General features: G+C 63.4%; 25 protein-coding genes and 1 pseudogene. 10 read left to right on the top strand and 16 right to left on the bottom strand.

Annotation, left to right across the window (positions count from 1 at the left end; all coding sequences use genetic code 11):
- Position 1 precedes the first annotated feature (1 nt).
- From ltnD to araD, 6 genes are all read right to left on the bottom strand, one after another.
- Entirely contained in the window at positions 2–892 is an 891-nt protein-coding gene (gene ltnD, locus AC57B6_RS05740) for an L-threonate dehydrogenase (protein WP_030100200.1), read from the bottom strand.
- A gap of 68 nt (positions 893–960) precedes the next feature.
- A complete protein-coding gene (locus AC57B6_RS05735; protein WP_496420817.1) occupies positions 961–1,665 on the bottom strand; it encodes a FadR/GntR family transcriptional regulator in 705 nt (234 codons plus the stop codon).
- A gap of 158 nt (positions 1,666–1,823) precedes the next feature.
- Positions 1,824–2,891 (bottom strand): LacI family DNA-binding transcriptional regulator, encoded by a 1,068-nt coding sequence (locus AC57B6_RS05730; RefSeq protein ID WP_178370987.1) that lies wholly within the window; start codon positions 2,889–2,891, stop codon positions 1,824–1,826.
- Between the two features lie 118 nt (positions 2,892–3,009).
- Positions 3,010–4,335, bottom strand: coding sequence for an MFS transporter (locus tag AC57B6_RS05725; protein WP_496420816.1), 1,326 nt, complete (start codon positions 4,333–4,335; stop codon positions 3,010–3,012).
- Between the two features lie 69 nt (positions 4,336–4,404).
- Positions 4,405–5,139, bottom strand: coding sequence for a ribonuclease activity regulator RraA (locus AC57B6_RS05720; RefSeq protein WP_496420815.1), 735 nt, complete (start codon positions 5,137–5,139; stop codon positions 4,405–4,407).
- 17 nt (positions 5,140–5,156) lie between these two features.
- Entirely contained in the window at positions 5,157–6,956 is a 1,800-nt protein-coding gene (gene araD, locus AC57B6_RS05715; RefSeq protein ID WP_496420828.1) for an L-arabinonate dehydratase, read from the bottom strand.
- 561 nt (positions 6,957–7,517) lie between these two features.
- On the opposite strand from araD, the gene AC57B6_RS05710 reads away from it, so the two are divergent.
- Positions 7,518–8,342, top strand: coding sequence for an IclR family transcriptional regulator (locus AC57B6_RS05710; RefSeq protein ID WP_028198265.1), 825 nt, complete (start codon positions 7,518–7,520; stop codon positions 8,340–8,342).
- 86 nt (positions 8,343–8,428) lie between these two features.
- Here the strand turns inward: AC57B6_RS05710 and AC57B6_RS05705 are convergent, their stop codons facing one another.
- Together AC57B6_RS05705 and AC57B6_RS05700 are read right to left on the bottom strand one after the other, a co-directional pair.
- Positions 8,429–9,730 (bottom strand): MFS transporter, encoded by a 1,302-nt coding sequence (locus AC57B6_RS05705; protein WP_496420814.1) that lies wholly within the window; start codon positions 9,728–9,730, stop codon positions 8,429–8,431.
- Between the two features lie 108 nt (positions 9,731–9,838).
- Complete coding sequence (locus tag AC57B6_RS05700; RefSeq protein ID WP_496420813.1) at positions 9,839–11,029, bottom strand: M20 aminoacylase family protein; 1,191 nt, start codon at positions 11,027–11,029, stop codon at positions 9,839–9,841.
- A 130-nt stretch (positions 11,030–11,159) separates the two neighbouring features.
- Between AC57B6_RS05700 and AC57B6_RS05695 the strand changes: the two genes are divergently transcribed.
- Positions 11,160–12,068, top strand: coding sequence for a LysR family transcriptional regulator (locus AC57B6_RS05695; RefSeq protein ID WP_030100191.1), 909 nt, complete (start codon positions 11,160–11,162; stop codon positions 12,066–12,068).
- Positions 12,069–12,075: 7 nt separating this feature from the next.
- Here AC57B6_RS05695 and phnN read toward each other — a convergent pair whose 3' ends face one another.
- From phnN to phnF, 3 genes are read right to left on the bottom strand one after another with little or no spacing between them, the layout of a single operon-like run.
- Positions 12,076–12,666 (bottom strand): phosphonate metabolism protein/1,5-bisphosphokinase (PRPP-forming) PhnN, encoded by a 591-nt coding sequence (gene phnN, locus AC57B6_RS05690; RefSeq protein ID WP_454807212.1) that lies wholly within the window; start codon positions 12,664–12,666, stop codon positions 12,076–12,078.
- Positions 12,667–12,668: 2 nt separating this feature from the next.
- The gene (locus AC57B6_RS05685; RefSeq protein ID WP_496420812.1) at positions 12,669–13,391 is read right to left on the bottom strand and encodes a DUF1045 domain-containing protein; all 723 of its coding nucleotides are present in this window, start codon (positions 13,389–13,391) and stop codon (positions 12,669–12,671) included.
- Entirely contained in the window at positions 13,388–14,146 is a 759-nt protein-coding gene (gene phnF / locus AC57B6_RS05680; protein WP_496420811.1) for a phosphonate metabolism transcriptional regulator PhnF, read from the bottom strand. The genes AC57B6_RS05685 and phnF overlap by 4 nt, the downstream gene beginning before the upstream one ends.
- A 181-nt stretch (positions 14,147–14,327) precedes the next feature.
- On the opposite strand from phnF, the gene phnG reads away from it, so the two are divergent.
- The 7 genes from phnG to AC57B6_RS05645 all read left to right on the top strand — a co-directional run bounded on the left by phnG (position 14,328) and on the right by AC57B6_RS05645 (position 20,292).
- Complete coding sequence (phnG, locus tag AC57B6_RS05675; protein WP_025496562.1) at positions 14,328–14,813, top strand: phosphonate C-P lyase system protein PhnG; 486 nt, start codon at positions 14,328–14,330, stop codon at positions 14,811–14,813.
- Positions 14,813–15,436, top strand: a complete 624-nt coding sequence (gene phnH, locus AC57B6_RS05670; RefSeq protein ID WP_496420810.1) for a phosphonate C-P lyase system protein PhnH — start codon at positions 14,813–14,815, stop codon at positions 15,434–15,436. The genes phnG and phnH overlap by 1 nt, the downstream gene beginning before the upstream one ends.
- The gene (locus tag AC57B6_RS05665) at positions 15,436–16,575 is read left to right on the top strand and encodes a carbon-phosphorus lyase complex subunit (protein WP_496420809.1); all 1,140 of its coding nucleotides are present in this window, start codon (positions 15,436–15,438) and stop codon (positions 16,573–16,575) included. Before phnH ends, AC57B6_RS05665 begins: the two co-directional genes overlap by 1 nt.
- Positions 16,572–17,495 (top strand): alpha-D-ribose 1-methylphosphonate 5-phosphate C-P-lyase PhnJ, encoded by a 924-nt coding sequence (locus tag AC57B6_RS05660; RefSeq protein ID WP_025496559.1) that lies wholly within the window; start codon positions 16,572–16,574, stop codon positions 17,493–17,495. Before AC57B6_RS05665 ends, AC57B6_RS05660 begins: the two co-directional genes overlap by 4 nt.
- The gene (gene phnK / locus AC57B6_RS05655) at positions 17,492–18,262 is read left to right on the top strand and encodes a phosphonate C-P lyase system protein PhnK (RefSeq protein WP_025496558.1); all 771 of its coding nucleotides are present in this window, start codon (positions 17,492–17,494) and stop codon (positions 18,260–18,262) included. Before AC57B6_RS05660 ends, phnK begins: the two co-directional genes overlap by 4 nt.
- Positions 18,263–18,270: 8 nt before the next feature.
- Complete coding sequence (gene phnL / locus AC57B6_RS05650; RefSeq protein ID WP_496420808.1) at positions 18,271–19,038, top strand: phosphonate C-P lyase system protein PhnL; 768 nt, start codon at positions 18,271–18,273, stop codon at positions 19,036–19,038.
- A 120-nt stretch (positions 19,039–19,158) separates the two neighbouring features.
- Positions 19,159–20,292, top strand: a complete 1,134-nt coding sequence (locus AC57B6_RS05645; protein WP_028198274.1) for an alpha-D-ribose 1-methylphosphonate 5-triphosphate diphosphatase — start codon at positions 19,159–19,161, stop codon at positions 20,290–20,292.
- A 9-nt stretch (positions 20,293–20,301) separates the two neighbouring features.
- On the opposite strand, the gene AC57B6_RS05640 is transcribed toward AC57B6_RS05645, so the two are convergent.
- Positions 20,302–20,592, bottom strand: coding sequence for a hypothetical protein (locus AC57B6_RS05640; RefSeq protein ID WP_035519556.1), 291 nt, complete (start codon positions 20,590–20,592; stop codon positions 20,302–20,304).
- Between the two features lie 107 nt (positions 20,593–20,699).
- Here AC57B6_RS05640 and AC57B6_RS05635 point away from each other — a divergent pair, with 107 nt between their 5' ends.
- On the top strand, positions 20,700–21,455 hold the full coding sequence (locus tag AC57B6_RS05635) for a glycosyltransferase family 2 protein (protein ID WP_306173233.1): 756 nt from the start codon (positions 20,700–20,702) through the stop codon (positions 21,453–21,455).
- A 44-nt stretch (positions 21,456–21,499) separates the two neighbouring features.
- Here AC57B6_RS05635 and AC57B6_RS05630 read toward each other — a convergent pair whose 3' ends face one another.
- The 4 genes and pseudogenes from AC57B6_RS05630 to AC57B6_RS05615 all read right to left on the bottom strand — a co-directional run bounded on the left by AC57B6_RS05630 (position 21,500) and on the right by AC57B6_RS05615 (position 26,026).
- Positions 21,500–22,510, bottom strand: coding sequence for a lysylphosphatidylglycerol synthase transmembrane domain-containing protein (locus AC57B6_RS05630; RefSeq protein ID WP_496420807.1), 1,011 nt, complete (start codon positions 22,508–22,510; stop codon positions 21,500–21,502).
- A 162-nt stretch (positions 22,511–22,672) separates the two neighbouring features.
- Positions 22,673–22,825 (bottom strand): annotated as a pseudogene (locus AC57B6_RS05625) (hypothetical protein); the annotation flags it as partial.
- Positions 22,826–23,084: 259 nt separating this feature from the next.
- Positions 23,085–24,878 (bottom strand): diguanylate cyclase domain-containing protein, encoded by a 1,794-nt coding sequence (locus AC57B6_RS05620; RefSeq protein WP_030100182.1) that lies wholly within the window; start codon positions 24,876–24,878, stop codon positions 23,085–23,087.
- Complete coding sequence (locus tag AC57B6_RS05615) at positions 24,878–26,026, bottom strand: ABC transporter substrate-binding protein (RefSeq protein WP_025495962.1); 1,149 nt, start codon at positions 26,024–26,026, stop codon at positions 24,878–24,880. Before AC57B6_RS05615 ends, AC57B6_RS05620 begins: the two co-directional genes overlap by 1 nt.
- Between the last annotated feature and the right edge of the window lie 291 nt (positions 26,027–26,317).

The following is a 26,317-nucleotide window of genomic DNA, read 5'->3' as shown; positions in this document are numbered from 1 at the left end:
CTTACTTCGCCGCCGGCAAGTCGATGCCGGGGAAAATCTTGATCACCGCGGAATCGTCTTCGCCACCATACCCTGCACTCGACGCCATCATGAACATCTGATGCGCCGCCGCGGATAAAGGCAAAGGAAACTTCGAGCCGCGCGCGGTATCGAGCACCAAACCGAGATCCTTGACGAAGATATCGACTGCCGAGAGCGGCATGTAATCGCCATTCAGAATATGCGGCACGCGATTCTCGAACATCCACGAATTGCCCGCGCTATGCGTGATGACCTCGTACAGCGCATCGGGATCGACCCCTTCGCGCAAACCGAGCGCCATCGCCTCGGCGGCCGCGGCGATATGCACACCCGCCAGCAACTGATTGATGATCTTCACTTTCGAACCCGCGCCGTGCGCCGAACCCAGCCGATAGACCTTGGCGGCCATTGCGGCCAGCACGTCCTCGCATGCGGCATAGGCCGTGTCGGGGCCCGACGTCATCATCGTCATTTCGCCGGATGCGGCGCGTGCGGCGCCACCGGACACCGGCGCGTCGAGCATCTGCAAACCAGCCGCTTCGATACGCTTGCCGAGCGCGATCGCGAAGTCCGGTGCGACTGTCGCGCTCGCGATCACCACGCTGCCGGGTTTCATCGTGGCGACCGCACCTTGCGCGCCGAACAGCACCGCTTCGGTTTGGGCGGCATTCACGACCAGCGTGACGACCACCTCGCATTGCGCGCCAAGCTCGGCCGGCGACGCACAGCCGACACCGCCTGCCGCAACGAACACTTGCAGGATTTCGCTGCGCAGGTCGCACGCGTGAACCCGAAAGCCCGCGCGCAACAGCGAGCGCGCGACGCCCATACCCATCGCTCCGAGACCGATAACGCCGACGTTTCTGGACATGCTTGACCTCTAATCTGGTTAGCCCTATGCACCCCGAAAGAACCTAATCCGGGGCGCCTCAGCTCAGTTCAACAGATACCTGCTTCCGCAAGCCGCCGCGCGGCATTGTTCATATGGGTGCTCGCCGCATTGCGCGCCGCCGCGGCATCGCCCGCCCGGATCGCCGCGACGATAGCCGCGTGCTCTTCACGCACCTGACGTGAGAAATCGTCGCGCAGCGCCTCGTTGCGCCGCGTCACCACGGTGCCGGCCTCGAGGTACTGGTTCAGGAAGACGAGCGTCTTGAGGAAATACGGATTGCCGGTGGCGACGGCGATCGCGCGGTGGAACGCGATATCTTCTGCGACACCGTTCTCGCCTTCGGCCACCGCTTCGTCGATCTTCGCGAGAGCGGAATCGATCGACACCAGGTCCGCGTTGCTGCGGCGCAGAGCGGCTTCCGCCGCCACCTCCGCCTCGATCGCCCGCCGCAGCGCGAGGATTTGCAGCACCGAGCCTGCTTCAACCGCTTCCGCATAGTCGATGCGCAGCGGCCGGATCGCGCCGTGCGCGGCGATGAACACGCCACTGCCCTGGCGTGGCTCGACCACGCCTTCGTTCTTCAGCCGCGAAATCGCCTCACGGATCACCGTGCGGCTCACTCCGAACTGCTGCGCCAGCACCGCCTCGGTCGGCAACTTGCCGCCACGCGCGAAAGTGCCTTTGTCGATTTGCCTGAGCAACTGCTGCGCGACGGTATCGCTCAGTGCGCGAACAGGAATCTTCTCGAACATGGGATGTCCCGATAGATCATGTTGTCGGGTCATCATACAAATTTACGAACCTGGCGACATCCATGCAAACCCTCGGTTCGCTGCCCGTCATGGATAGTGGCTCGATGGCCCAAGCGGCCGGCGCGCGGGTGTCTCGCCCGCCACCTGGCGCAGCGGAATCAGGCCGTTTCGCGCTCGACGATCTGAAAACCGACGTCGGTCACCCTGGTGTTGCTCTCGCCGCCCAGACGATCAAGCAGGCAGCGCGCGGCGGTGAGTCCGATGCGGGTACCGTCCACACGCACGGTGGTGAGTTGCGGCGTGGTTTCGGCGGTGAATTCGAGGTCGCCGAAACCGCAGATCGACAGTTGCGACGGCACGCTCAAGCCGAGCTGTTTGCTCGCGCCAAGCACACCAAGCGCCAGCAGATCGGAACCGCAAAATACCGCGTCGAGTTGCGGCGCCTGTTCGAGCAGCGTCGGCAATGCGGCTTTGCCGAGCGCCACCGAACTCGGCGGCGACACCAGCACCTCGGCGACGTCGTGAATGCCCGCCTGTGCAAGCCGGTCGCGAAAGCCGTCGCGGCGAGCGCGTGCGCGCTCGTCGTTCGCCGACACGAGGCCGGGTGTCCGCACATTGCGTTGCAGAAAGTGCCCGGCCACGGCGGCGCCGATCTGATAGTGCGAAAAGCCGACCAGCATGTCGATCGGCGTATCGGTCATATCCCAGGTTTCGACGATCGGCAGGCCCACATTGCGCAAGCGTTCACGCAAAGAATCCGTATGGGCAACACCGGTCAGCAACACACCTTCCGGACGCCGGCTCAGCACCGCGTCAAGCAAGGCCTCTTCGCTCGAATCGCTATAGCCGCTCAAGGCCAGCAACACCTGATAACCCGCGCGCGACATGGTCTCGCTGAACACCTGGATCGTGGTGGAGAACAGCGAATGGGAAATGGTCGGCACGATCGCCGCGATCAGCCGCGAACGTGCTGACGACAGCCCGCCCGCAAGGCGATTGGGTACATAGCCGAGCTTCTGCACGACCTGCCGCACGCGTTCGAGCGTCTCGGGCGCGACCGTTTCGGGGCTATTGAAAACGCGCGACACCGTAATCGGCGCGACGCCCGCTTGCGCGGCGACATCCGTGATGCGCAGACCCTTGGCGCCGCCACGCAAGCGTTTCGCTGGCGCCGCCGCCTCGGTCATCTCGGGGCTGGCAGCGGCGGGAGGCTTGTGATTCGGCATGGCTCGGTGGCTAGGTGGCTAGATGATGGTTCGCGCGTATTGTAGACCGCGATAGAGCGTCCGCAGCGAAACGCTCCAACGTGCCGGGCGTACTGGACCGGAAGGACCCAAAGCAGTTCTACTCGGTCACGGGCAGATGGCTTTGCGCGATGGAGCCGCCTCGATTACGACGCAGGATAAACAACGTGACGACGGCAAACACCAGCAGACAGGTCGCCGGAATCAGCATCGGCGTCTTCACGCTGCCAGTGGTTTGACGCACCCACGGCACCAGATTCTGCGCAATGAAGCCACCGATATTGCCCAACGAATTGATCGCCGCGATGCCCGCCGCGGCACGCGCGCCGAACAGGAACTTCGGCGGCAGCGTCCAGAAACACGGGATCAGCAAATACATGCATGGCGCGCCGAAGCAGAGCGCGGCAAACCGCAGGGTGTTGGTGGGCAGAAACACGGCGCTCAGGAAACACGCGACGCCAAGCAACGCGGACACAAGCATCGCGACGATGGCGCGATTGCCGCCGCGCAGCTTCGACGGCAGCCACGCCAGCACGATGGTCGCCATCAGCCAGGGAATGATGTTCAGCAAGCCGTTGGTCGTATTGCTGACGCCGAAACCTTTCACCAGCGTCGGCAGCCAGTAGCTCACGCCATAGACGGAAATCGACAGCATCATGTAGTAGAGCGCCATGCCGATCACGCGCGGTTCGGTCAACACGCTCAGCAACGAGGCATGACCGGCGTAGCGTGCCTTCATCTGCGCGCGTTCCCCGTCGAGCGTGTCGGTGAGCCATTGTTTTTCGTCGGCGGAAAGAAACGCCGCCTGTTTCGGCGAAGCCGGCAGCAGGCGCAGTACGATGAAGGTCAGCAGAATCGACGGCAGACCCGTCACGATGAACACAAGCTGCCAGCCGTGCAGTCCCGCGAGGCCGCCCTTGTCGAGCAGCCAGCCGCAGATCGGCGCGCCTACCATGTTGCCCAGACTGCTGCCGACGGTGAAATAGCCGAGCATGCGCACGCGATGCCGCGACGGAAACCATAACGTCAGGTAGTAAATCACGCCCGGGTACAAACCCGCTTCAGACGCACCGAGCAGGAAACGCAGCACGTAAAACATGGTTGCGTTCTGCGTAAACGCGAGAAGTATCGTGACGACGCCCCACGTGAACATGATGCGCGCCATCCAGCGAGGCGCGCCGTACTTGTGCAGCAACAAATTGCTCGGCACTTCGAACAACAGATAGCCGATAAAAAACAGCGACGCCCCGAGCCCGTACGCGACCTCGGACAGTCCGAGACTGCCGAGCATCTGCAGCTTGGCAAAGCTGATATTGGAGCGGTCGATATAGGCTACGAGATAGAGCACGCCGAGCAGCGGCATCAAACGGAGTGCCAGGCGATTGATCAGACGCGATTCGTCGATCGCCGGTGTCGTGATATTCACTATGTCTCCTGCGCTCGCGCCGTTCGCGCGAGCAATGGCTATTTGACGGCTCGAACCAGCGTCAGCGCGTTATTGTTTTTGTGCGCGCCATTGCGCGTAAGCAGCCAGTGTTTCCTCGTTCGGCGGATACGTGCCGCGCAGCGGCCGGCCATCTTCGATGCGCTGCGTGATGAACGCTTCAAGTTGCTCCTGCTCGGTGGCGTCACGGGCGATTTCAGTTGTCATTTCGCGCGGCACGATGACCACGCCGTCCACATCAGCCACCACGATATCGCCGGGATACACCGGCACGCCGCCGCAAGCGATCGGCACATTCATATCGACCGCATGATGCCTCGCCAGATTTAGCGGCGCACTCGCGCCGGCACACCAGATCGGCAAGCCCAGTTCCGCGATCGTGCCACTGTCGCGCACCGGGCCATCCGACACCATGCCGGCGACGCCGCGCTTCGCCAGACGCAGCGCGAGAATCGACCCCACCGACGCGACCGCGCGCTCGCCGCGGCAGTCCTGCACCAGCACACTACCAGGCGGTGCCGTTTCAACGGCTTTGCGCTGCGGATGATCCGGGTCCTGAAACACGCCAACGTGGTCGATATCCTCGCGAGCCGGGATATTGCGCAGCGTGAACGCCGGGCCGACCACGTTGGGCGCGCCGGGCGCCGGTTTGACGAGTGGCGCGACGCCTTGCAGGAATGCGTTGCGCAAGCCGCGCTTGAAAAGCTGCGTGGTCAGCGTGGCCGTGCTGACGTGCCGTAGCTGTTCGAGCGTGGCCTCGCTGATGGCGATGTCGGGTGTGGTCATGAGAAGTCTCGATCGAGTTAGTGGATCTCGGGTTCGGTGCGCGTCGCAGCCGGCGCGCCTGGCTCAAACGGCGCGGCCTGTGCCTGACTTTGCGGCGCGCCCGGGTTCACGGGCTCTTCAAGGAAGTCGAAGTCGCAGCCCTTGTTGGCCTGCGTCACGTGCAGTTGATGCATCACGCCGAATCCGCGCTCGAACGGCCGCTTGGGCGGTTGCCATGCGGCCTTGCGCGCCGCGAGTTCCGCATCGCTCACTTCGACGTGCAAACGCCGCGCCGGCACGTCCAGCTCGATCATGTCGCCGTCCCTGACGAGCGCGAGTGGACCGCCCACGAACGACTCGGGTGCCACGTGCAGCACGCACGCGCCATAACTGGTGCCGCTCATGCGCGCATCGGAAATGCGCACCATGTCGCGCACGCCCTCTTTCAACAGCTTTTGCGGAATCGGCAACTGGCCCCACTCAGGCATGCCCGGCGCACCTATAGGACCCGCATGCTGCAGCACGATCACTGAATCGGCTGTGACGACCAGGTCCTCCGAATCGATGCGCGCCGCCATGTCGGCGTAGTCCTTGAAAACCACCGCAGGACCACGATGTTTCTGCAGATGCGCTTCCATCGCCGCCGGTTTGATCACCGCGCCGTCCGGCGCCAGATTGCCGGTCAGCACCGCGAGGCCGTCGCTGGCAACGAGCGGATTGCTACGTTTGCGAATCACGTCGTCATTGAAAATTTCCGCACCCGCAATGTTCTCGCCGAGCGTCGTGCCATCGACCGTCATCTGCGTGCCGTCGATCAGGTCGCCCAACTCGACCAGCAACGCGCGCAGGCCGCCGGCGTAGAAAAAGTCTTCCATCAGATACTGGCCTGCGGGACGCAGATTGGCGAGCACGGGCGTAATGCGCGCCAGTTCGTCAAAGCGGGCCGTCGTCAGATCGACGCCGGCGCGACGCGCCACGGCAACGAGGTGCACGATTGCGTTCGTCGAGCCGGACATGGCCAGCACGGTGGTCACCGCGTTGTCGAACGACTTCGCGGTCAGGATGTCGGACGGTTTCTGATCGGTCCACACCATCTCGACGATGCGCTGCCCTGTCAGCGAGGCGAACTGCGCATGCCGCGAATCGACCGCGGGAATCGACGAGAAGCCGGCCAGCGTCAGGCCGAGCGCTTCGGTGGCGCTGGTCATCGTCGACGCGGTGCCCATCGTCATGCAATGGCCCGGCGAGCGCGCGATGCCGCTTTCGATCCCTTTCCACTCTTCTTCGGTGATCTTGCCGGCGCGCAATTCGGCCCAGTATTTCCACGTGTCCGAGCCGCTGCCCAGCGTGCGGCCGTTCCAGTTGCCTCGCAGCATCGGCCCCGCCGGCAGATAGATGGACGGCAGATTCATGCTGATCGCGCCCATCAGCAAACCGGGCGTGGTCTTGTCGCAACCGCCCATCAGCACGCAACCGTCGAACGGATAGGACTTCAGCAACTCCTCGGTTTCCATCGCGAGGAAGTTGCGGTACAGCATCGTGGTCGGTTTCTGGAACGGCTCGGCGAGCGTCATTACCGGCATCTCGACCGGAAAACCGCCGGTCTGCCAGATGCCGCGCTTCACTTCCTCGACACGCTGCTTGAAGTGCGTGTGGCACGAGTTGATCTCGCTCCATGTGTTGACGACCGCGATTACCGGCTTGCCCATGTAATCCGACGGGTGATAACCCATCTGCGCGGTGCGTGAACGGTGGCCGAACGAACGCAGGTCGTTCACGCCGTACCAGCGGTAGCTGCGAAGCTGCTCAGGGGTTTTGCGGGTCGATGACACGGACATCTCCATGGTAGCGATACCATCGCGCTTCAAGGATTGGAATCCGGCGAAGCTTCTTGGTGGTATGCATGGTAACGCTACCATTCGAATAACGTCGCTAAGGGATTCCACTGATGTGGGCTGGCGTCGGCCGGCGTGCATCTCGCATCGGCCCGTTCACCGCAGGTGAAGGTGCCGAACGTGTCGACAATTGCCGCTTGCTGCCGTCGAAAGGGTACGGTCATCGCTTTTTCGAACGACTGAACGTACGGCGACGAGGCTGTCGGATCAGCCTGCGCTTCTCGCACGGCGGTGGAGTCGCTCTTTTCTTGCGAGGGGTTGTCGGTGGCACATACACATGCAAGGTGAAATTAGGTCGCCGATCGGCGTATGGAGGGGAAATAAATGAGGCGCCGGGAGCAAGAAACCGCTGCCTTGCCGCGACCTATACTGTCGGCGAGCCAGGCCAGTTTTTTGTTTGGCGAATCAGAAGGCTTAAGTTATCGTCACGCCTTTGCACCGCATCGCGCCGGCCGAGCCACGCGAGTGCCGTGCGCCCTTCTTCGAACGCATCTTTCAAGGTCCATGAGCAAAGCCCTGCCGCCGTCTTCCGCCGTTCCTGACAACGCCGAACCGGCCTCGGACAAACCGGGCGACTCGTATGTGCAGTCGTTCGCGCGAGGCCTCTCGGTGATCCGCGCATTCAATGCCAGCCGCCCCGAACAGACGCTCACCGACGTTGCCGCGGCCACCGGCCTGACACGCGCCGGCGCACGCCGCATCCTGCTGACGTTGCAGACGCTCGGCTATGTGGAGGCCGAAGGCCGCCTGTTCCGCCTCACGCCGAAGATTCTCGACCTGGGTTTCGCGTATCTGACCTCGATGCCGTTCTGGAATCTCGCCGAGCCGGTGATGGAAAACCTCTCGGCGCAGGTTCACGAGAGCTGCTCGGCAGCGGTGCTCGATCGCACGGAGATCGTCTACGTGCTGCGCGTGCCGACTCACAAGATCATGACCATCAACCTGTCGATCGGCAGCCGCTTGCCGGCGTATTGCACGTCGATGGGCCGCGTGCTGCTGTCCGCGCTCGACGACGAAACGCTCGACGCGACCCTGAGTTCGGCGCCGCTTTACGCGCACACGCCACGCACGGTGACCGACAAGGAAGAGTTGAAAAAGCTGATCGCGCAGGTGCGCCGCCAGGGTTGGGCGATCGTCGATCAGGAACTGGAGGGCGGTCTGATTTCGTTGTCCGCGCCGATTCGCAACCGCCAGGGGCGCGTGATCGCGGCGATGAATATCAGCGGCAACGCTCAGCGTAATTCGGCCAAACAGATGGTGAAGGCGTTTCTGGAGCCGTTGCAGGAGGCCGCGCAGACCGTCTCGGAGATGGTGGCGCGGCGCGGCTGATTTGATTGCACGCAGGCGTTGTGATCAGGCCGCGTTTCTCTCGCGCGCGCCGATCCTGGCGGAAGCCCCACGGAGGGGCCGCGCGATCAATCGATCGGTTTATCCGCTGTCTCTTTCAGCATCGACACCGCAATCAACGACACGATCACACACCCGGCTACATAAGCGGACGGCGCCAGCTTGCTGCCGGTCAGTTTGATCAGCCACGTCGCAACCAACTGCGCGGTACCGCCAAATACGCACACGCTCAGCGCATACGCGATCGAAATGCCGGTGGCGCGCACACGCCGCGGGAACGACTCGCACATCAGGGCAAATTCCGACGCCGATCCCATCGAGTAGAACAGCAGCATCAGCGCGGTCGCCGACATGATGACGGGCAACTGCGGGAAGCGGTTGATCAGCATGAAGGACGGAAACAGCAGCAGCACCAGCACGCCGCGCCCGAATAGAATCGGCCGCTTACGGCTGCCGATACGATCGGACAGCATGCCGAATAACGGACACGTAATGAGCATGACGAGCCCCGACGCGACGCCGACCAGCATCGACAGCGACATCGGCAGGCCGAGCGTGTGGATCGCATAGGTCGGCATGTAGAAGGTCAGAATGTAGGTCGAGACCGTGCCGCCCATGACCGTGAGCGTAATCAGCAATAACGGCCGCAGATGCGCCGTGAAGAGTTCGTGTAGCACGCCGCGCTCGATGGCGTGGCCGTGCGCGCCGACCGGATCGTCCGCGAGACGGCGGCGCAGGTAGATGCCGACCGGCGCGATCAGCACGCCGATCAGAAACGGAATGCGCCAGCCCCAGCTTTCCAGCGAGTCTTTCGGCAAAGCGCCCGACAGCGCCGCCGCGATGCCCGACCCCATCAGCGCCGCGCCGCCTTGCGTCGCCAGTTGCCAGCTGGCGCGAAAACCGCGCCGGGTCCCGCCGCCCTGCTCCAGCAAAGTCGACGTTGCCGCGCCGAACTCGCCGCCCTGTGAGAAGCCTTGCACGAGACGCGCCAGCACGATCAGCAGCGGCGCGGCGAGACCGATCTGTGCATAGGTCGGCGCAATCGCGATCGCCCCGGTGCTGGCCGCCATCAGCATGATGGTCAGATTGAGCGCCGCCTTGCGGCCTTTGCGGTCCGCATAGACGCCGAGCATCACGCTGCCGAGCGGCCGTGTGATGAAACCCGCCGCGAACGTCGCCACGGATAACAGCAGCGAAGTCGTGGGATCCGCTGACGGGAAAAACAGCTTGCCGATGATCACGGCAAAAAAGCCGTACACGGTGAAGTCGAAAAACTCGAGCCAGTTGCCGATCACCGCCGCGGCGATCGCGCCGCGACTGGTGCTTCGGGTGGTGTCCATAGCGCGGCTTCGATCCGTTGCAGTGTTCATCACAGGTCTTCCTCGTTGTTATGCTTGTGTGTCCGGCGGTGCGAACTCCATGCCCGCTGACCGGCTTGTTATAAGCGCCGGGAATGCTTCAGCGGCGCCCCAACCCCCTCATCGCCCCAGATACCGCTCCACCAGCCGCGCCCAGAACGCCGCACCAACCGGCAGATTGCGATCGTTGAAGTCGTAATGCGGGTTGTGCACCATGCAACCGTCTTCGCCCGCGCCGTTGCCGATCCGCAGGAACGTACCGGGCCGCTTTTGCAGCATGAAGGCGAAGTCCTCGCTACCCATCAGGATGTCGGTCTGCTCGACCACCTTGTCGTCGCCAACCAGTTCGCGCGCCACCTGTACCGCGAAATCCGTTTCGGCATCCGAATTGATCACCACCGGATAGCCTTCGATGTACTCCACCACCGCCTTGCCGCCATAGCTCGCCGCCTGGCTCTCGGCGAGTTCGGTAATGCGCTTTTTCAGCAAGGACCGTACTTCAGGGCTGAAGGAACGCACGCTCAATTCCAGCTTCGCGCTGCTGGAAATCACGTTGTTCGCGGTGCCCGCATGCATCGAACCGACCGTCACCACCGCTGGCTGCGACGGGTCGACGTTACGCGCGACGATCGTCTGCAAGGCCATCACGACGCTCGCCGCCACCACCACCGGATCGACCGTCAGGTGCGGACGCGCGGCATGACCGCCCACGCCCTCGATCGTGATGATCGCCTTGTCGCCCGCCGACATGAACGGCCCCTTGCGAAACAGCATCACGCCCGGCTCCTCGCCCGGATGATTGTGCAGGCCGAACACGGCGTCGCATGGGAAGCGCTCGAACAGGCCGTCGTTGATCATCTTCATCGCACCGCTGTCGATACCGCTTTCCTCGGCCGGCTGGAAATACAGATGCACGGTGCCCGAGAAATTGCGGGTAGCGGCAAGGTGCTGGGCGGCGCCGAGCAGCATGGTCGTGTGGCCGTCGTGGCCGCACGCGTGCATCTTGCCGTGCGTGCCGCTCGCATACGGCAGACCGGTCTGTTCGATGATCGGCAGCGCGTCCATGTCGGCGCGAATGCCGATACTGCGCGTGCCCGTGCCCAGTTTCAGTGTGCCCACCACCCCGGTTTGGCCGACACCGCGCGTGACCTGCCAGCCCCACTGCTCGAGTTTCTCGGCCACCAGTGCGGCGGTTTGCACTTCCTCGTAGGCCAGTTCCGGGTGGTGATGAATGTGATGGCGGATCTCGCGCAGGCTTTCGGCGGCAGGCACCAGATCGGACACTTCAGTAAAACGCGCGGCTTCGCTCATCTATCGCTCCATGGGAATTCAAGCCGCATCACGCGGCAAGCAGGCAAGCACTATAGCCATGCCGTTTTGTTCGAATAAGATGCTGTTTTTTTCACCCTGATTAACAAGCTTTATATACGGGATTACCCGCATGAAACTGCAACAACTGCAAGCGTTCGTCGCCGCCGCCCATCATCGCAGCCTGCGCGCCGCCGCGCGCGAACTCGGCGTGACGCAGCCGGCCGTCACGCATACGATCCGCGAACTGGAGAGCGCGCTGAATGCCGAGTTGATGATGCGCAGTGTGCGCGGCATCGAGTTGACCGCCTGCGGGCTTGCGCTGTTGCCGCGTGCCGAACAGTTGCTGGGCGATATGCGCCGCGCCGTCGAAGCGGTCGAGCAGGTGAAGGGGGAACTGGCCGGCAAGGTGAGCGTGGGCACGATGCCGTCGATCGCGCTGACCGCGTTGCCGCATGCGGTGTCGAAGTTTCGCCGCGCCATGCCGCTGGTCAGTCTGCATCTGGAAGAGGTCACGATCCCGGATGCCGTCGCGCAATTGCGTAACGGCTCGCTCGATATCGCGGCGATTCATCACGTGCAGGCGCTCGACAGCGATCTGGTACAGGCGCCGCTCTACTCGACCCAATTCGTGATCGCGATGCGCGCCGGGCATCCGCTCGCGAACGTCACGCGCCTCCATGAACTGCTCGACGCGGAGTGGATCGTGACGGTGGGCGCGGATCACTTTCCGCATAGCGTGATGATGACGATGTTCAACGCACACGGCTTGCCCGTGCCGAAGCGACTGGTGCGGGCGCCGTCGTCATTCGCGGTGACGCTCGGGCTGGTATCGCAAACGGATGTGATCGGCTGCTTTACGCGGCCGCTCGCGCAAATGGTCGCGCCGCTCGGTATCCGCGTCGCGCAGATCGAAGAAGCGCTGCCGAACTACGATCTCAGCATCATCTCGCGGCGTGATCTGCTGCCCACACCGGCGGTGCGGCAGTTCGTGTCGTGCCTGCAGGACGCAACCCGGGAGCGGATGGCTGCCGCCGGGTAGCCTCCGCTTATCGGGCGTTGAGAACGTTGGTCACATCGCGAATATCGCCAACCTCTGTTTGCGCCTGCAAAAAAGCAATCAGCGCGTGCCCCGCGTCTTCCAGCGCCCCGGAGTTATCGATCGTCGTGCACCGGATTCCCGCCGGCAGCGAAAACGGCGCCCGGCGTGCGAGTCGCGACGCGACCTGTTCCGCCGATTCCCGCGCCCGCGCGCCGAGCCGCGCCTCGAGAATATGGGGCGCTGCGTTCACATGTACGACTTCCGCGTACGGATAGCGCGCCAGCGTATGCTGCAAATGCTGACGCGAGCCATTGACGACGACCGTGCAACCACGCGCAAGCCATGCATCGACTTCGATGCCGATGCCGTAGCGCAGCGAATGGCTCGACCATTCGAGCGCGAACAGACCGAGTACCGAGCGCGCCGCGAACTCTTCGACGCTCAACGCGACATGCGCTTCACCGTTGCCGCTAGGCCGCGTGATGTAGCGATGCGCAAATAGAATCGGCTCGCCCATCAGGCGGCTGCGCGCAAAATTCAGCAACGAATCCTTGCCCGCGCCGGACGGTCCCATTACATAGATCAAACGACCTGCCATGGTTATCTCGCCTCACGGGTCTGGAACGGCACACGCTGCCACAAAACGAACGGCTCGCCGGGCGCGGGTTCGACAAAGAGCGCTGCGTGATCGATTGCGAGCGGCCCGAGCACGGCTGTCCGCGCCTGCCACCATGCAACCAGCGTCGCGCGCTCAGCCGCATCGGCGAGCGAACTCGATAGTGTCATGTGAAAACGGAATTCGTCGAAGACGTACGGATAGCCCCATTCGATCAGCAATGCACGCTGCCGTTCGCTCAGCGGCGCGGCGAGACGGCGAGCGAGCGCGCTGGCGGACGGCCTCGCGCGCAGTGCGTCGAGCGTTTGCAGCGCGCTCGACGCAAGCCGGCGCATATTCGCTTCGCCGTCCGGATCGGCGGGACGTAGCGCGACGAAATCGCCAAGCGTCGCGGCTTCGACAGGCAGAGCAAATCGGCTTTGAGCGCCGGCCCATTCGCGCGCTGCGTCGAGCAGATTCTGCTGGGTCACGCCTTCTGCAAGATGAAACGGCGCAACCAGCGTACCGTGCCAGCCATAACGACGCGGCGCTTCGGTGAGATCGGCCAGCGGACGCGCCAACCCTTCCGGTTGCGGCGAGATGCATGGTTCGCCGCTTTCCGCGTCGCGCGCGAGCCACGCCGATCCCGCCTGCCACCACGCCGACTCGCGCGAAGGTGCGTAATACACGGCAAAACGCGCCTCGGCGCCCCACACCGCGCCGCTCACAGGTCGTGCTCCACCAGCAACTGCACACGGTCCGCCGCAAAATGCGTAAAGCCATATTTGACCGGCGTGCCCCCCAGATCGACGTCGACGTTCTCGACCCACAACACCGGCTGCTGCCGGTTGATATTCAAACGCCGCGCCACTTCCGGCTCAGGCAACACACTGCCGATACGGCTCCACTTGCGCAGATAGTCGGTCACGCCGAATTCCGCCATCGACTTCGTCACGCCGCCGGTGCGCTCCAGCACCTCCGGCAAATCCGGAAAACGCGCGGCCGGGTACCAGTTGCGCGCGAAGGTGAGCGGCACGCCATCCGATTCATGCAACGACTCGATCCGGTAGACCGATGCGCCAGCCCGCAGGCTCAGCGCCTTCGCGACGTTCGGCTCGGCCTTCACGCGCGCGGCCGACAACATCGTGCCCGCCGCCGCATGATTCTGTTGCCGCAAGTTTTCTGTAAACCGCGTACGCCGGCCAATCGTATAGTCGATCGCGCCGGGCTGCACGAACGTGCCGCGGCCCTGCTCGACGCTGACGAGGCCCAATGCCGCGAGGCCGAGCATGGCGCGGCGCACGGTGTGCCGGTTCACGTCGAAGCGTTTGGCCAGTTCGCCCTCGCTCGGCAAACGGCCTTCTTCGCCAAAGCCGCTTGCGGCGATTTCGGCCGCCAGAATCTGCTCGATCTGCCGCCAGACGGCAACGCCCGCGCCGCGTTCGAGCAGCGTGCCCGGCGTCGCGTTGTCGTTCGATGTCATGGTGCTGTCATTCCCTTGAGTTCAAATATTCGTCATGCCATGCATTGTAGTGCGCAAGCCGTGATGGAAATATGAATCGCAGCGTATGCGCTACAGGGCTGTGCAAGCATACGCTTAAACGTCTAGACGTTTAGACGAATAGATGCTCAAATGTCCACTCGCTGGATCAACAGGAAATTCGATGAGTGCCACTCTCGCCTCGCCTTCCTCCGCCATGCGGCGCGCATGGATGGCGGTACTGGCCCGCACGCCCCGCGCCGATCTCGAAGCCGCACTGAATCGCGCGCTGCAAGGCGTCCCGCCCCCCGCTTATGACTGGCTGCGGCCACCCGAAATCGGCCTCGCGATGGTGCGCGGCCGCGTCGGCGGCAGCGGCGACCCGTTCAATCTCGGCGAAGCCACCGTCACGCGCGCCACGTTGCGCTTGCGCGCCACGGGTGAGGCAGGCGCGGCGGTGGGCGTTGCCTGCCACCTGGGCCGCGACCGCCGCCGCGCTGAACTGGCTGCGTTAGCGGATGCGCTGCTGCAAATGCCCGAGCATCACGCAGCTTTGCATCGGCAATTGATCGAGCCGTTTGCCGCACAGCAGGCCGCCGAACGCGCAAAGCGCCGCGAAGATGTCGCGGCGACACGCGTCGAATTCTTCACCATGGTCAGAGGCGACTGATGGAAAACTCGCAGAACGCATTGCCGACTTCATTGGCCACACTGACGCCCGGCTTCGCCGATCCGGTTCACGATACCCAGGCGGTATTCCGCATCCTGCTCGACGCGCTGTCGCGTCCCGGCACGGTGGGCGTCGTCCAAAAGGGTTTGCCGGAAGTGCGGGAGACGCCGGCCGCGCTCGCCGCATTCGCCGCGCTGCTGACGCTGTGCGACTACGCCACGCCTGTATGGCTTGCACAAACCGACGCGGCGCTGGCGTCGGCATTGCGGTTTCACACCGGCGCGCCAATCGTCGACGAACCCGGGCTAGCCGCTTTTGCCTATGTTCACGACGCAAGCGCAATGCCGGCGCTGGAAAGTTTTCCTCTCGGCGCAGCGGAATCGCCTGAGCAGTCGGTGACCCTGCTGATCCGCGTCGATGCGCTGACGGGCGGCGCGCCGGTCGAGCTGAGCGGCCCCGGCATCGAGCACACCGCAACGATCGCACCGGCCGGTTTGCCGGCGCATTTCTGGCGTGAACGCGCCGCCCTCGCGCCGCTCTTTCCGTGCGGCATCGATTGTTATCTCGTCTGCGGCAGCACGCTGATCGGCCTGCCGCGCACAACTGAAGCGAAGGTGAACTAATGTACGTTGCCGTCAAGGGTGGAGAACGCGCGATCGAAGCGTCGTGGCGTCTGCTCGACGAGGCGCGTCGCGGCGATACGCGGCTGGCCGAACTCAGCGTCGCACAGATTCGCGAGCAATTGCGTCTTGCCGTCGCGCGGGTGATGACCGAAGGCTCGGTCTACGACGAAGAACTCGCCGCGCTCGCGATCAAACAGGCCGCGGGCGACCTGGTCGAGGCGATCTTTCTGCTGCGGGCGTATCGCACCACGTTGCCGCGTTTCGGCTACACGCAAGCGATCGACACGGAAGCCATGCAGGTGGCGCGCCGTATTTCCGCAACCTTCAAGGACGTGCCCGGCGGTCAGGTGCTCGGCGCGACTTACGATTACACGCAACGTCTGCTGGATTTCGCGTTGCTCGCCGAAGGCGATGCCGGAACCGATGCAACGCGCGCTTCCCCACAGACCACTCCGTGCGCGGCCGAAGCCATGCCGCGCGTGGTCACGCTGCTCGACAAGGAAGGCCTGATCGAGCAGGAACGCCCCACGCCGGACGCGCCCGAACCCGGCGATCTGTCGCGCGAACCGCTCGCCTTTCCCGCAAACCGCTCCACGCGCCTGCAGAATCTCGCACGCGGCGACGAAGGTTTCCTGCTCGCCATGGGCTACGCCACGCAACGCGGCTACGCGCACTCGCATCCGTTTGCCGGTGAGATCCGCTTCGGCACGATCGCTGTCGAAATGGAACTCGACGAGTTGGGTGAGACGGTCGAGATCGGCGATATCGAGGTCACCGAATGCCAGATGATCAACCAGTTCGCCGGCAGCGGCGCGGTGCCGCCCACCTTCACGCAAGGTTATGGCCTTGCGTTCGGACACTCGGAACGCAAAGCGATGGCAATGGCATTGGTGGATCGCGCGTTGCGCGCCGAAGAACTCGGTGAGACGCTCGCCTCGCCGACGCAGGACATCGAGTTCATGCTTTCGCACAGCGATAACGTCGAAGCATCCGGCTTCGTTCAGCATCTGAAACTGCCTCACTACGTCGACTTCCAGTCCGAACTCGAACTCGTCCGGCGTCTGCGCGCAAAACATGGCGCGGAGGATAAAAGTCAGGATAACGAGCAAGGCAAGGATCAGCAGGAGCAAGCCGCATGAACGCGCCAGATACCTCCCTCACCACCGCTTCGTACGACAGCGCCGCGGACGGCTACAACTTCGCCTACCTCGACGAGCAGACCAAGCGCATGCTGCGCCGCGCGTTGCTCAAGGCGGTTGCCGTGCCGGGCTACCAGGTGCCGTTCGGCTCGCGGGAAATGCCCTTGCCGTACGGCTGGGGCACGGGCGGCATTCAGGTCACCGCGGCGATCATCGGCAAGAACGATACGCTGAAGGTTATCGATCAGGGCTCCGACGAAACCACCAACGCCGTGAACATCCGCCGCTTCTTCGCACGCACCACGGGCGTGGCGACCACGCGCCGCACAACCGAAGCGACGATCGTCCAGACCCGTCACCGGATTCCCGAAGCACCGCTCACCGACCGGCAGATTCTGGTCTATCAGGTGCCGATGCCCGAACCGTTATATCGGCTGGAGCCGCGCGTCGCCGAATGCAAGAAGCTGCATGCGTTGGCCGATTACGGCTTGATCAGCGTGAAGCTGTACGAGGATATCGTGCATCACGGCAGCATTGCCACCACGTATGACTACCCGGTGATGGTCAACCACCGCTATCTGAGCTCACCCTCGCCGATTCCGAAATTCGACAACCCGAAGATGCATATGAACCCCGCGCTGCAATTGTTCGGCGCCGGCCGCGAGCGGCGCATCTACGCCATCCCGCCGTACACCGCCGTGCGCAGTCTCGACTTCGACGATCATCCGTTCGAAGTGCAGAAGTGGCAGCATGCGTGCGCGCTGTGCGGATCGACGGAGAGCTTCCTCGACGAAATGATCGTCGACGACGCCGGCAAGCGCATGTTCGTTTGCTCGGATAGCGACTACTGCCATGAACGCCGCGGCGATCAGGACCTCGAGTTGCCCTCGTACGAAGCGCGCAAAGGAGAAACCGCATGACGCCGCTGTTGAGCGCCCGCTCGCTCACCAAACAATTTGGCGGCCGTAACGGCTGCAGGAACGTCAGCTTCGATCTGTATCCGGGCGAAGTGTTATGCATCGTCGGCGAATCCGGCTCGGGCAAGACCACCCTGCTCAATACGCTCGCGCTGAAAACCGAAGCCGATAGCGGCTCGCTTCACTACACGGCCACGCATGGCGAGAAGCTCGATCTGCGCGGCTTGTCCGAACCGCGCCGGCGTCTGCTGATGCGCACCGAGTGGGGCTTCGTGCAGCAGAATCCGCGCGACGGCCTGCGCAGCGGCGTCTCCGCCGGCGCGAATATCGGCGAGCCGTTGATGGCCGTCGGTGCGCGCCACTATGGCGATATCCGTCACACGGCGACGCGCTGGATGGAGCGCGTCGAACTCGACGCCACCCGTATCGACGAATTGCCGGCGGCGTTTTCCGGCGGCATGCAGCAGCGCTTGCAGATCGCGCGCAATCTCGTCACCGGTCCGCGTCTCGTCTTCATGGACGAGCCGACCGCCGGCCTCGACGTTTCGGTCCAGGCGCGCCTGCTCGATCTGCTGCGTACGCTGACCTCCACGCTGCATCTGTCGGTGCTGATCGTGACGCACGATATCGGCGTGGCGCGCCTGCTTGCGCATCGCCTGATGGTGATGCAAGGCGGTGAGGTGGTCGAGGCGGGTCTAACGGACCAGGTGCTCGACGATCCGCAGCATCCGTACACGCAAACGCTGGTTTCCTCGGTCCTGCCGGTTTGAGGCTCACAATGCAATCCATTGAAACAAGCAAGCAATCGCAAGCCCCCGAACGCGCGTTCAGCGAGAACAACGCGCTGATGCTGCGCGCGGTCGGTATCGGCAAGACGTTCACGCTGCATGGCCAGGGCGGCGTGCAGATCGAAGCGCTCGCAGGGGTGTCGCTCGAGGTCGAGCGCGGCGAGTGTGTCGTGCTGGTCGGGCCCTCAGGCGCGGGCAAGAGTACGCTGCTGCGCTGCCTGTACGGCAATTATCTGGCCAGTACGGGCTCCATTGCGATTCGCGACGCAGCGGCGGATCACGGGCAGCCGGTCTCGATTACCGGCGCCGAGCCGCACGACGTGCTGCGGCTGCGCCGCGGCGTAGTGGGTTACGTCAGTCAGTTTCTGCGCGTGATTCCGCGCGTGCCGACGCTCACGCTGGTCGCTGAACCGCTGCTGTCGCGCGGGGTGGCGCAAGCTGAAGCCGACGAGCGCGCCGCGACCCTGCTGGCGAGGTTGAACGTACCCAGGCGTTTATGGACGCTCGCACCCGCGACCTTCTCCGGCGGCGAACAGCAGCGCGTGAACATTGCCCGAGGCCTGATCGCCGGCCATCCGGTGTTGCTGCTCGACGAGCCCACGGCCTCGCTCGACGCGGAGAACCGCGACGTGGTCGCCGATCTGATCGTCGAGGCACGCGAGCGCGGCGCGGCGATTGTCGGCATCTTTCATGACGAAGATACCCGCAACAAGGTCGCTACGCGCCGTCTCGAGCTCCAGCCGCCGCTACGGCACTAATTGACACGAAGCGGCACTACACTTAGCCGCCAGGCTGAACCAAACAAGCTGAACCACTGAGCTGAACACTGAGTCGAAGCACTGCGGTGCAATACTCAAGACTGACTACGGAGCAAGTCGATGTTGATCAGGAACGCGCGCATCGTGACGCGAGACGAAGTATTTACCGGTGTGATACGCATCGAAGACGGCGTGATTCGCGACGTCGAGCGTGGCACGACCTCGGCGCGCGAAGCGGAAGATTGGGACGGCGATTATCTGTTGCCGGGCCTGATCGAACTGCATACGGACAATCTGGAAAAGCATCTGGCGCCGCGCCCGGGCGTGCAATGGAATACCGACGCCGCCTTCGTGATCCACGACGCGCAAGTGGCGGCAGCCGGCATCACCACGGTGTTCGACGCCCTCGCGATCGGTTCGCGCTCCAACGTCGGGCTGCGCGGCCGCGATCTGCAAACCCAATGCGCCGAGTCCCTCACGCGCTTCTCGGAGCGCAAGCTGCTGCGCGCCGAGCACTTTCTGCATCTGCGCTGCGAGATCGCCACCGCCGACGTGGTCGAGGTGTTCGACTCGCTGTGCGGGCATCCGTTGCTGCGGCTCGCCTCGGTGATGGATCACACGCCGGGCCAGCGTCAATGGCATGACCGCGAGCAATGGCGCCGCTTTCAGGAACGTAATGGCAAGCTGACCGACGAACACGTGGCGACCGCGCTGGCCGAACTGACCATCGAACAGGAACGTTATGCCGATACGCACCGGCGCGAGATCGTCGCGCGCTGCAACCGGCTCGGCATTCCGGTGGCCAGCCATGACGACACGCTGATCGAACACGTTGAGCAGGCCAAAGCCGAAGGTATCGTGCTGGCCGAATTTCCGACCACCCGTATCGCAGCCGAGACAGCACGCGAGCACGGCATTTCGACCATCATGGGGGCGCCGAATATCGTGCGTGGCGGCTCGCATTCCGGCAACGTGTCAGCGCTCGAACTGGCGAAGGCCGACCTGCTTGATATTCTGTCCTCGGATTACGTGCCTTCCAGTCTGATGACGGCGGTGTTCGAACTCGTCAGCAAGGCCGGCTGGACACTGCCGCGCGCCATGGCGACGGTCTCTGCCGAACCGGCCCGCACAGCGGGCTTGCATGACCGCGGGGCGATCGAAGCGGGTTTACGTGCGGACTTCGTGCGGGTCACGATGCTCGACGCCCTGCCGGTGCCGCGCGCAACCTATCGCGCCGGAGCACGGATCGTTTGACGAGCGGGTTCAGGCCTCGCTGGATACGGGCAGCAGCGGTTCGACCGCTGCCCAGCGCGTCCAGCGGGGCGTGCGGTCAGGGGCTTCGACGCGCAGGGTGCGTGAGCCGTCGTCGAAAACGAGGGATTCGATATGGAAGGCGCTACCCTCTTCAACACCGGCTTCGCGCACGTGACCGGATTGGTAGGTGAAACTGAGATTGCCCTCACGCAACAGCTCGAGGTAGGTATCGAAGTCAGTTGTGGATGAACGTGTGGCCCAACGATTCAGGAGGGTGGCGGCGATTTCGGCGTCGTACATTCTGGACCTCTCTGGGCATAAGCCGTATCCCGACTATAGCTGAAAATTCTGTATTGTGCTGCAGCGCACCATTGCCCGTCCACTATGGATTCACCTAACCCGCTTCCATGACAGATCTCGCTCCAAACAGGCATTCTCCGCGCATGTCTTGCGTCATCTGCGCCTACAACGAAGCGCCCCGCATCGGCGCGGTGCTCGCCATAGCCTGGGCTCACCCGTTGCTCGGCGAGATCATCGTGGTGGACGACGGTTCGACCGACGGCACCGCTGAAATAGTCGAACGCTTTCCGTCCGTGAGGCTGATTCGAGGCGGGGAAAACCGCGGTAAAAGCGCTGCGATGGCAAGCGGAATCGCCGCGGCGACAGGCGAGTGGCTCATGCTGCTCGACGCCGATCTGAAAGGCCTAACGGCCGAGTGCATCAGCGCGCTCGCCCTTCCCGTTTTACAAGGCAAGGCGCAAGTCAGTCTGAGCCTGCGCCAGAACAGCCTGCTGGCATTTCGCGCGATCGGCCTCGATTTTGTTTCCGGCGAGCGGGTCGTCAGAAAAACGCTGCTGAGCGAAGTCCTGCGGGAGGTTCACGGCATGCCACGTTTCGGGGTCGAAGTGTTCATGAACCGCCGCATCATCGAACGCCGCCTGCCGATCGCGGTCACGCATTGGCCGCGGGTCACACAGGCCCGTAAAACCGAGAAGCTCGGCTATTGGAAAGGCCTCCGCGCGGAGTGGCGCATGATCGCGGACCTCTTCAAGGCTGTGTATCCGCTCGCGCTGATTTCGCAGACCTTCCAGTTACTCTGCCTGCGTATCGATGATCATCCACGGGCGAGTTTTGCGGCACGGATGAAAAAAGTGCCCGACTAGTCCGCACTGAAACGCTCACCTTCCCAGCGCCGGATCGCGACGTCTCATTCCGTTGCCGCCGGCAATGCGCTGCGCCCTCTCGTCGCGAGCGCAGCGAAACTCGCCGCGCCGAGCATCAACGGACAGTAGAGCGTCGCGAAGCGCCACAGTACCAGTGCCGTGGCGATGCTCGCTCGCGGCACCCAGTTGGCGAACGCGGCGGCAAGCGCAATATCGCCGGTGCCGCCGCCTGCGGGCACGCCGGTCCACAGCGCGGCATGCAGCGCAACCGCCTGCACGGCCAGAACAAAGCCCAAGGGCAGACGGTAGCCAAGCTCGCGCAAAATAAACCACAGCGCACCATAGCGAAGCAGCCACTGCTGGGTAGTCAACACCAGTAGCGCGGCAAGCCGCCACTTGGGGCCGCCCACCAGCTCTCGCCATTGCCGGCCAACGCTGCGGCAAAAGCGCGACACCCTCGCCCGGCGCTCGTGCAGCCACCGGACCCGCCGGCCCGTGGCATCCAACGTTGTCGCCACGCGCTGACGGTACAGCCAGCAGACGCCCGCGAGACACGCACCGCCTGCGAGAACCCCCAGCACGAGCGGCGCGCTCGCATGCGGCATCAATTGCATCAGTGGTCCGAACGCGAACAGCAAGGAGACCGGCACCGCGGTTGCGAAGAACGCGAGATCGAGCGCCTGATCCGCGCTGACCACCGTCGTCGCCAGCGACCACGACGCCCCGGCGCGCTGCAGCAAGCCGATATTGACGCCATAGCCTGCCGCGCCCAACGGCGAAACCAGAAACGCGAAATCGGCCAGCAAGGTGATGCCGACCGTGCGCAGGAAACTCACGCGCAATCCGAGCGCGGTTTGTATCAGTTGCAGTTTGCCGGCCTTGGCGAGGCCGCTTAGCGCAGCGCTCGCGGCAAGCGCGAGAAACACATAGAGAGGAACGCCGCCCAGCCCCGCGAAGGCCGCATGCGAATTGAGAGCGAATGGCGCGCCGACGGCGAGGCCGATACCGGCCAGCGCCACCAGCACTGCTGCTTTACGCGTATGAGATCTGATCAACGAGGGCCCCGGCAAGTGCGGCAAGGCCCGGTCTTCCGCGCGCGAAGCAAGGCGAGCGCTGCTTCGCGTGTGAAATCGAGGCCGTCCGAGGCCTCATGATAACCACTCGACGCTGCGGTTTCGTGACTAACGGCTAGCTAACGACTAGCTAACGGCCAACAATCAGCGGCTCGCTATGAGCGGCTGACGGGCGGACGGCAGTTGCCCCCAGTCGACCAGCACTCGCTGGATGCTACGGGCGTACGCATCGCGCTGCTTCGGCGTTTCCCAGTGATACGGGCCGATGGCGCGCCAGGTATTGCCGTACTTGACCATCTACGCCGCGACAAAAATTGGGGGCGGCGCAGCGCCGGCAAAATTACTAGAGCAGCGCCTGCTCGATCTGCCGTTGCACGGCGTCGAGATAAGCATGTGAAGCGTCGGACACGGCGAGCCGCACAACCGGCATCGGTGGCGCCCTATGGTCCTGGGCCGGCATCGGCGGGCGCGGCCTCTTTCGATGCGGCGCGGGTTCGCCTCGCAATGACCCTCGCGGCTCGTCGGCGCTCCGCATTACCGGCAACCAAGCGGCGCTTCAGGCCGTCGGCTCCGCCTCACGGCCTTCCGTTGCCCCTTCGCGCGCCTGTTCCAGCTTGCGTGCATCGAGCACGTCCTGATAGCGCAGATACCCGCACCGTCCACCGGATTTGGCCGCATACATCGCCGCGTCGGCGTTGAGCAGCAACTCCTCGACCGTGGCGCTGTCGTCCGGAAACTGACTAATGCCGATGCTCGCGCCCACCGTCATCCTTTGTCCGTCGATCACCAATTCCTCATTCAACGCGTCCATGATCCGCGAGGCGATCCCCGGTGCGGCCTCGGCGGAACGCGGCCCCTCGACCAACACGATGAACTCGTCACCGCCCAGACGCGCGGCCACATCCGCCGAGCACAGCACCTGCTTCAGCCGGCGAGCCACCGCAGCCAATACCTTGTCCCCAATCGAATGGCCGAACTGGTCGTTGATCTGCTTGAAGCGGTCGAGGTCGACAAACAAGACTGCGATCCCTTCCTCACGCCGCGTGGCCTCTTCGATAGCGGTCTCGAGTTTCTGCATGAACAACATGCGGTTCGGCAGGCCTGTCAAACCATCGTGCGTGGCGAGATGCACGAGCTCGCGTTGCTTGGCATGCAACGCGTCCATTTGCGACTTGATTTCCCGGCGTAGACGGTCGAAGCAGCGCGCCAGTATGCCGATCTCGTCGGTCCGTTTGAGCGGCAGTGTTTCCATTGCGTGCTCGGCGAACAGATGCGTTGCGGCGTGCGCGAGAATGTGCAGAGGCTTGGTCAGGGCACGCGCAAACAGAATTGCCAGGAACAGCGCCAACACGCTGAAGATCAACACCATGCGAATGATTCTATTACCCAGTTGGGTCGCGCCGGACAGTACGTTATCAAGCGGCTTGCCGAGACCGATCACGATAAAGCGGTTGCCCTCGGAGTCGCCGAACGGCCTGCGCACGAAAGCCAGCACCTGACCGGTCGCCTGCCGCGGCCGCACCAGACCGTTCAGCAGAACTTCGCTTTCTGTCTGATCGAAGAGCGGCTTGGTGGCGGAGAAGCTATCCTGCATCAGCACGCGGCGCCCCCGATCGAAACCGAACGTTTTCGATACATCCGGATGAACCAGGAAGTCGCCCCATTCGTTGGCAAGATAGACCTGGTAATCACTCGGCAAATCGCTCTGCAAACGGTTGAGCAGGCGGGCCAGATCGATATCGATAATGACCACGCCCACCACCGCCCCACTCGCGTCCGCCACCGGCGTGCCGAGCCGCAGTGTGGGCTTGCCCTCGGCGGCATGCGTACCGTACTCGTGATTCACCAGGATCGGCGAGGTGTAAATGCGCCCAGGCGAGAACGCCAGCGTATCGAACACGTACGCGAACTGGCCTTTCTCCTGCAAGCTGTCGCCCTCGACCCGCACGAGGCCGTCCCCATCGCGGTCGAAGCGGATCAGTTCGAGTCCATAGTGCTTGCGGGTAATCAACCGGATTTGCAGATACTCGGGATGGTGAACCATGAAGCTGGCATACACCTTCGCCAACTGCTCGCGCGGCGCATTCGCACCCATGCCGTTGTCCGTGCGCACGACTTCCGCGGAAAACGGCAGGCTCGCGAGGACCAGCGCGTCCGCGCCGACGTCGTCGATCGCCATGGAAAAGCGCTGGCCCAGCAGCTCGGTGGATGTCAGCAGGCTCTGTTCGGCTTCGTTCACCAGCATCGTACGATTGGCACGATACGTGTAATAACCGGTTGCGCCGGATGCGAGCACGCCAATGCACGCGAGCAGAATCGATAACTTGAACGTCAAGCCGGGACGTATCATCAAAAGCGCTCCGACCTGTCACCGGACACGATTCGGGTCCATAGTTCTTCGCGCCGCTGAATATCTTCCACGGGACCGATCCAGACGATGTGCGCCTGGTCGTTGCCTTCCGCTGGCGCCGTCAACGTGTTGGCGAGCCCCTGACGTTGCGTGAGCAATGCACTGACGTCCGGTTCGATCATATAGTTGATCCAGGCAAGCGCGAGCTCGCGATCCCTGGCCGAACGCGTCATCGCCCAGCAGTCGAGCCAGGCGAGCGCCCCTTCGTCGGGGATCACGTAGCCCACGTCGGCACCGGCGCGGCGCAACGATTCAACCTGCTGGGTGCCATAGTTACCGAACATCAAGGCAACTTTATGCTGGACGAAGTACGCGGTCGCTTCTTCCGGCACCGTGTAATAGGTCAGCAGGTTGCGGCGCAGATCGACGAGCTTGCGGGCAATCACGCGCATCTGCGTGGCATCGAGCTGGAACGGATGGGGATATCCGAGCGCCAGCGCGGTGAACGAGAAATTATGCTGCGCGCTATTGAAGTCCAGCACCTTGCCGCGGTAACGCGGGTTCCACAATTCCCGCATCGAGCGCGGCGCAACGGCGAACTGCTTACGGTCATAGATCAGCCCCATCGACGAATACGTGAATGGAATCGCGTACACCTGGCCCGCTGAGGTCAGCCCTTCAATCGATGAGCGCGCCTGAAACCGCGCCAACTGTTTCTTCGTATTGGGCAGACTGGTCAGATCGAGCGGCGCCAGCAGATTCGCGCGGGTATAGCGCTCGATTTCGGCGGTGTTGGCCGCGAGCACGTCGAACGGCGGCGTATCCTGGGCATGCATCTGCGCCCACAGCGCCTCGTCGGAATCCACCCACGTGACTTCAACCTTCGCGTTGTAGCGTGTTTCGAAAGTCTTGACGACGTCGGCGTCGGCATAACCCGGCCATGCCAGCACACGCAAAACGTTGCCGGCCGCCGCGACGGGCGCTGACGACAAAAGGCTAGCGCAAATAGCGGCATTTATCAGCAGCGTCAAAAAACCGGAAAAGCCGCGGCTGCCCAACGAATTCAGGCGCGCCGCCGCGACTGCAAATCGACACCGCAGCGATGGTTTGAAACAGCGCATTTCATCTGCCATCGAAATCGTTAGCATATACAACACCGCTTAGCAGAATGTCATTAAGACGAACGCAAACAGGCACACGGCCTTTAACCTTATACGTCGTACCCGCTGACTTTGTTCAGACAGAAATCGATACATTCGCACGCTGCGAAGGCTGCTGTGCAAAGCGTTGATAATAGCGCCAAGTAATGCATTTTTGGGGCTCTTTCAAAAATGGAGTGGGTAATGCGGCTCACGACGCATGCGGATTGAGTGCTGAGAAGTCGAGCTTTCCGGCGATGAGGAACAGCACGGTGCGCATGGTCTTGAAGCTGGCGTACC

The sequence above is a fragment of the Paraburkholderia sp. BGA-UO-ETr-F12 genome (assembly GCF_059567945.1).
Note: the sequence above shows the minus strand (reverse complement) of the source record. Positions and strands in the feature narration are given on the sequence as shown.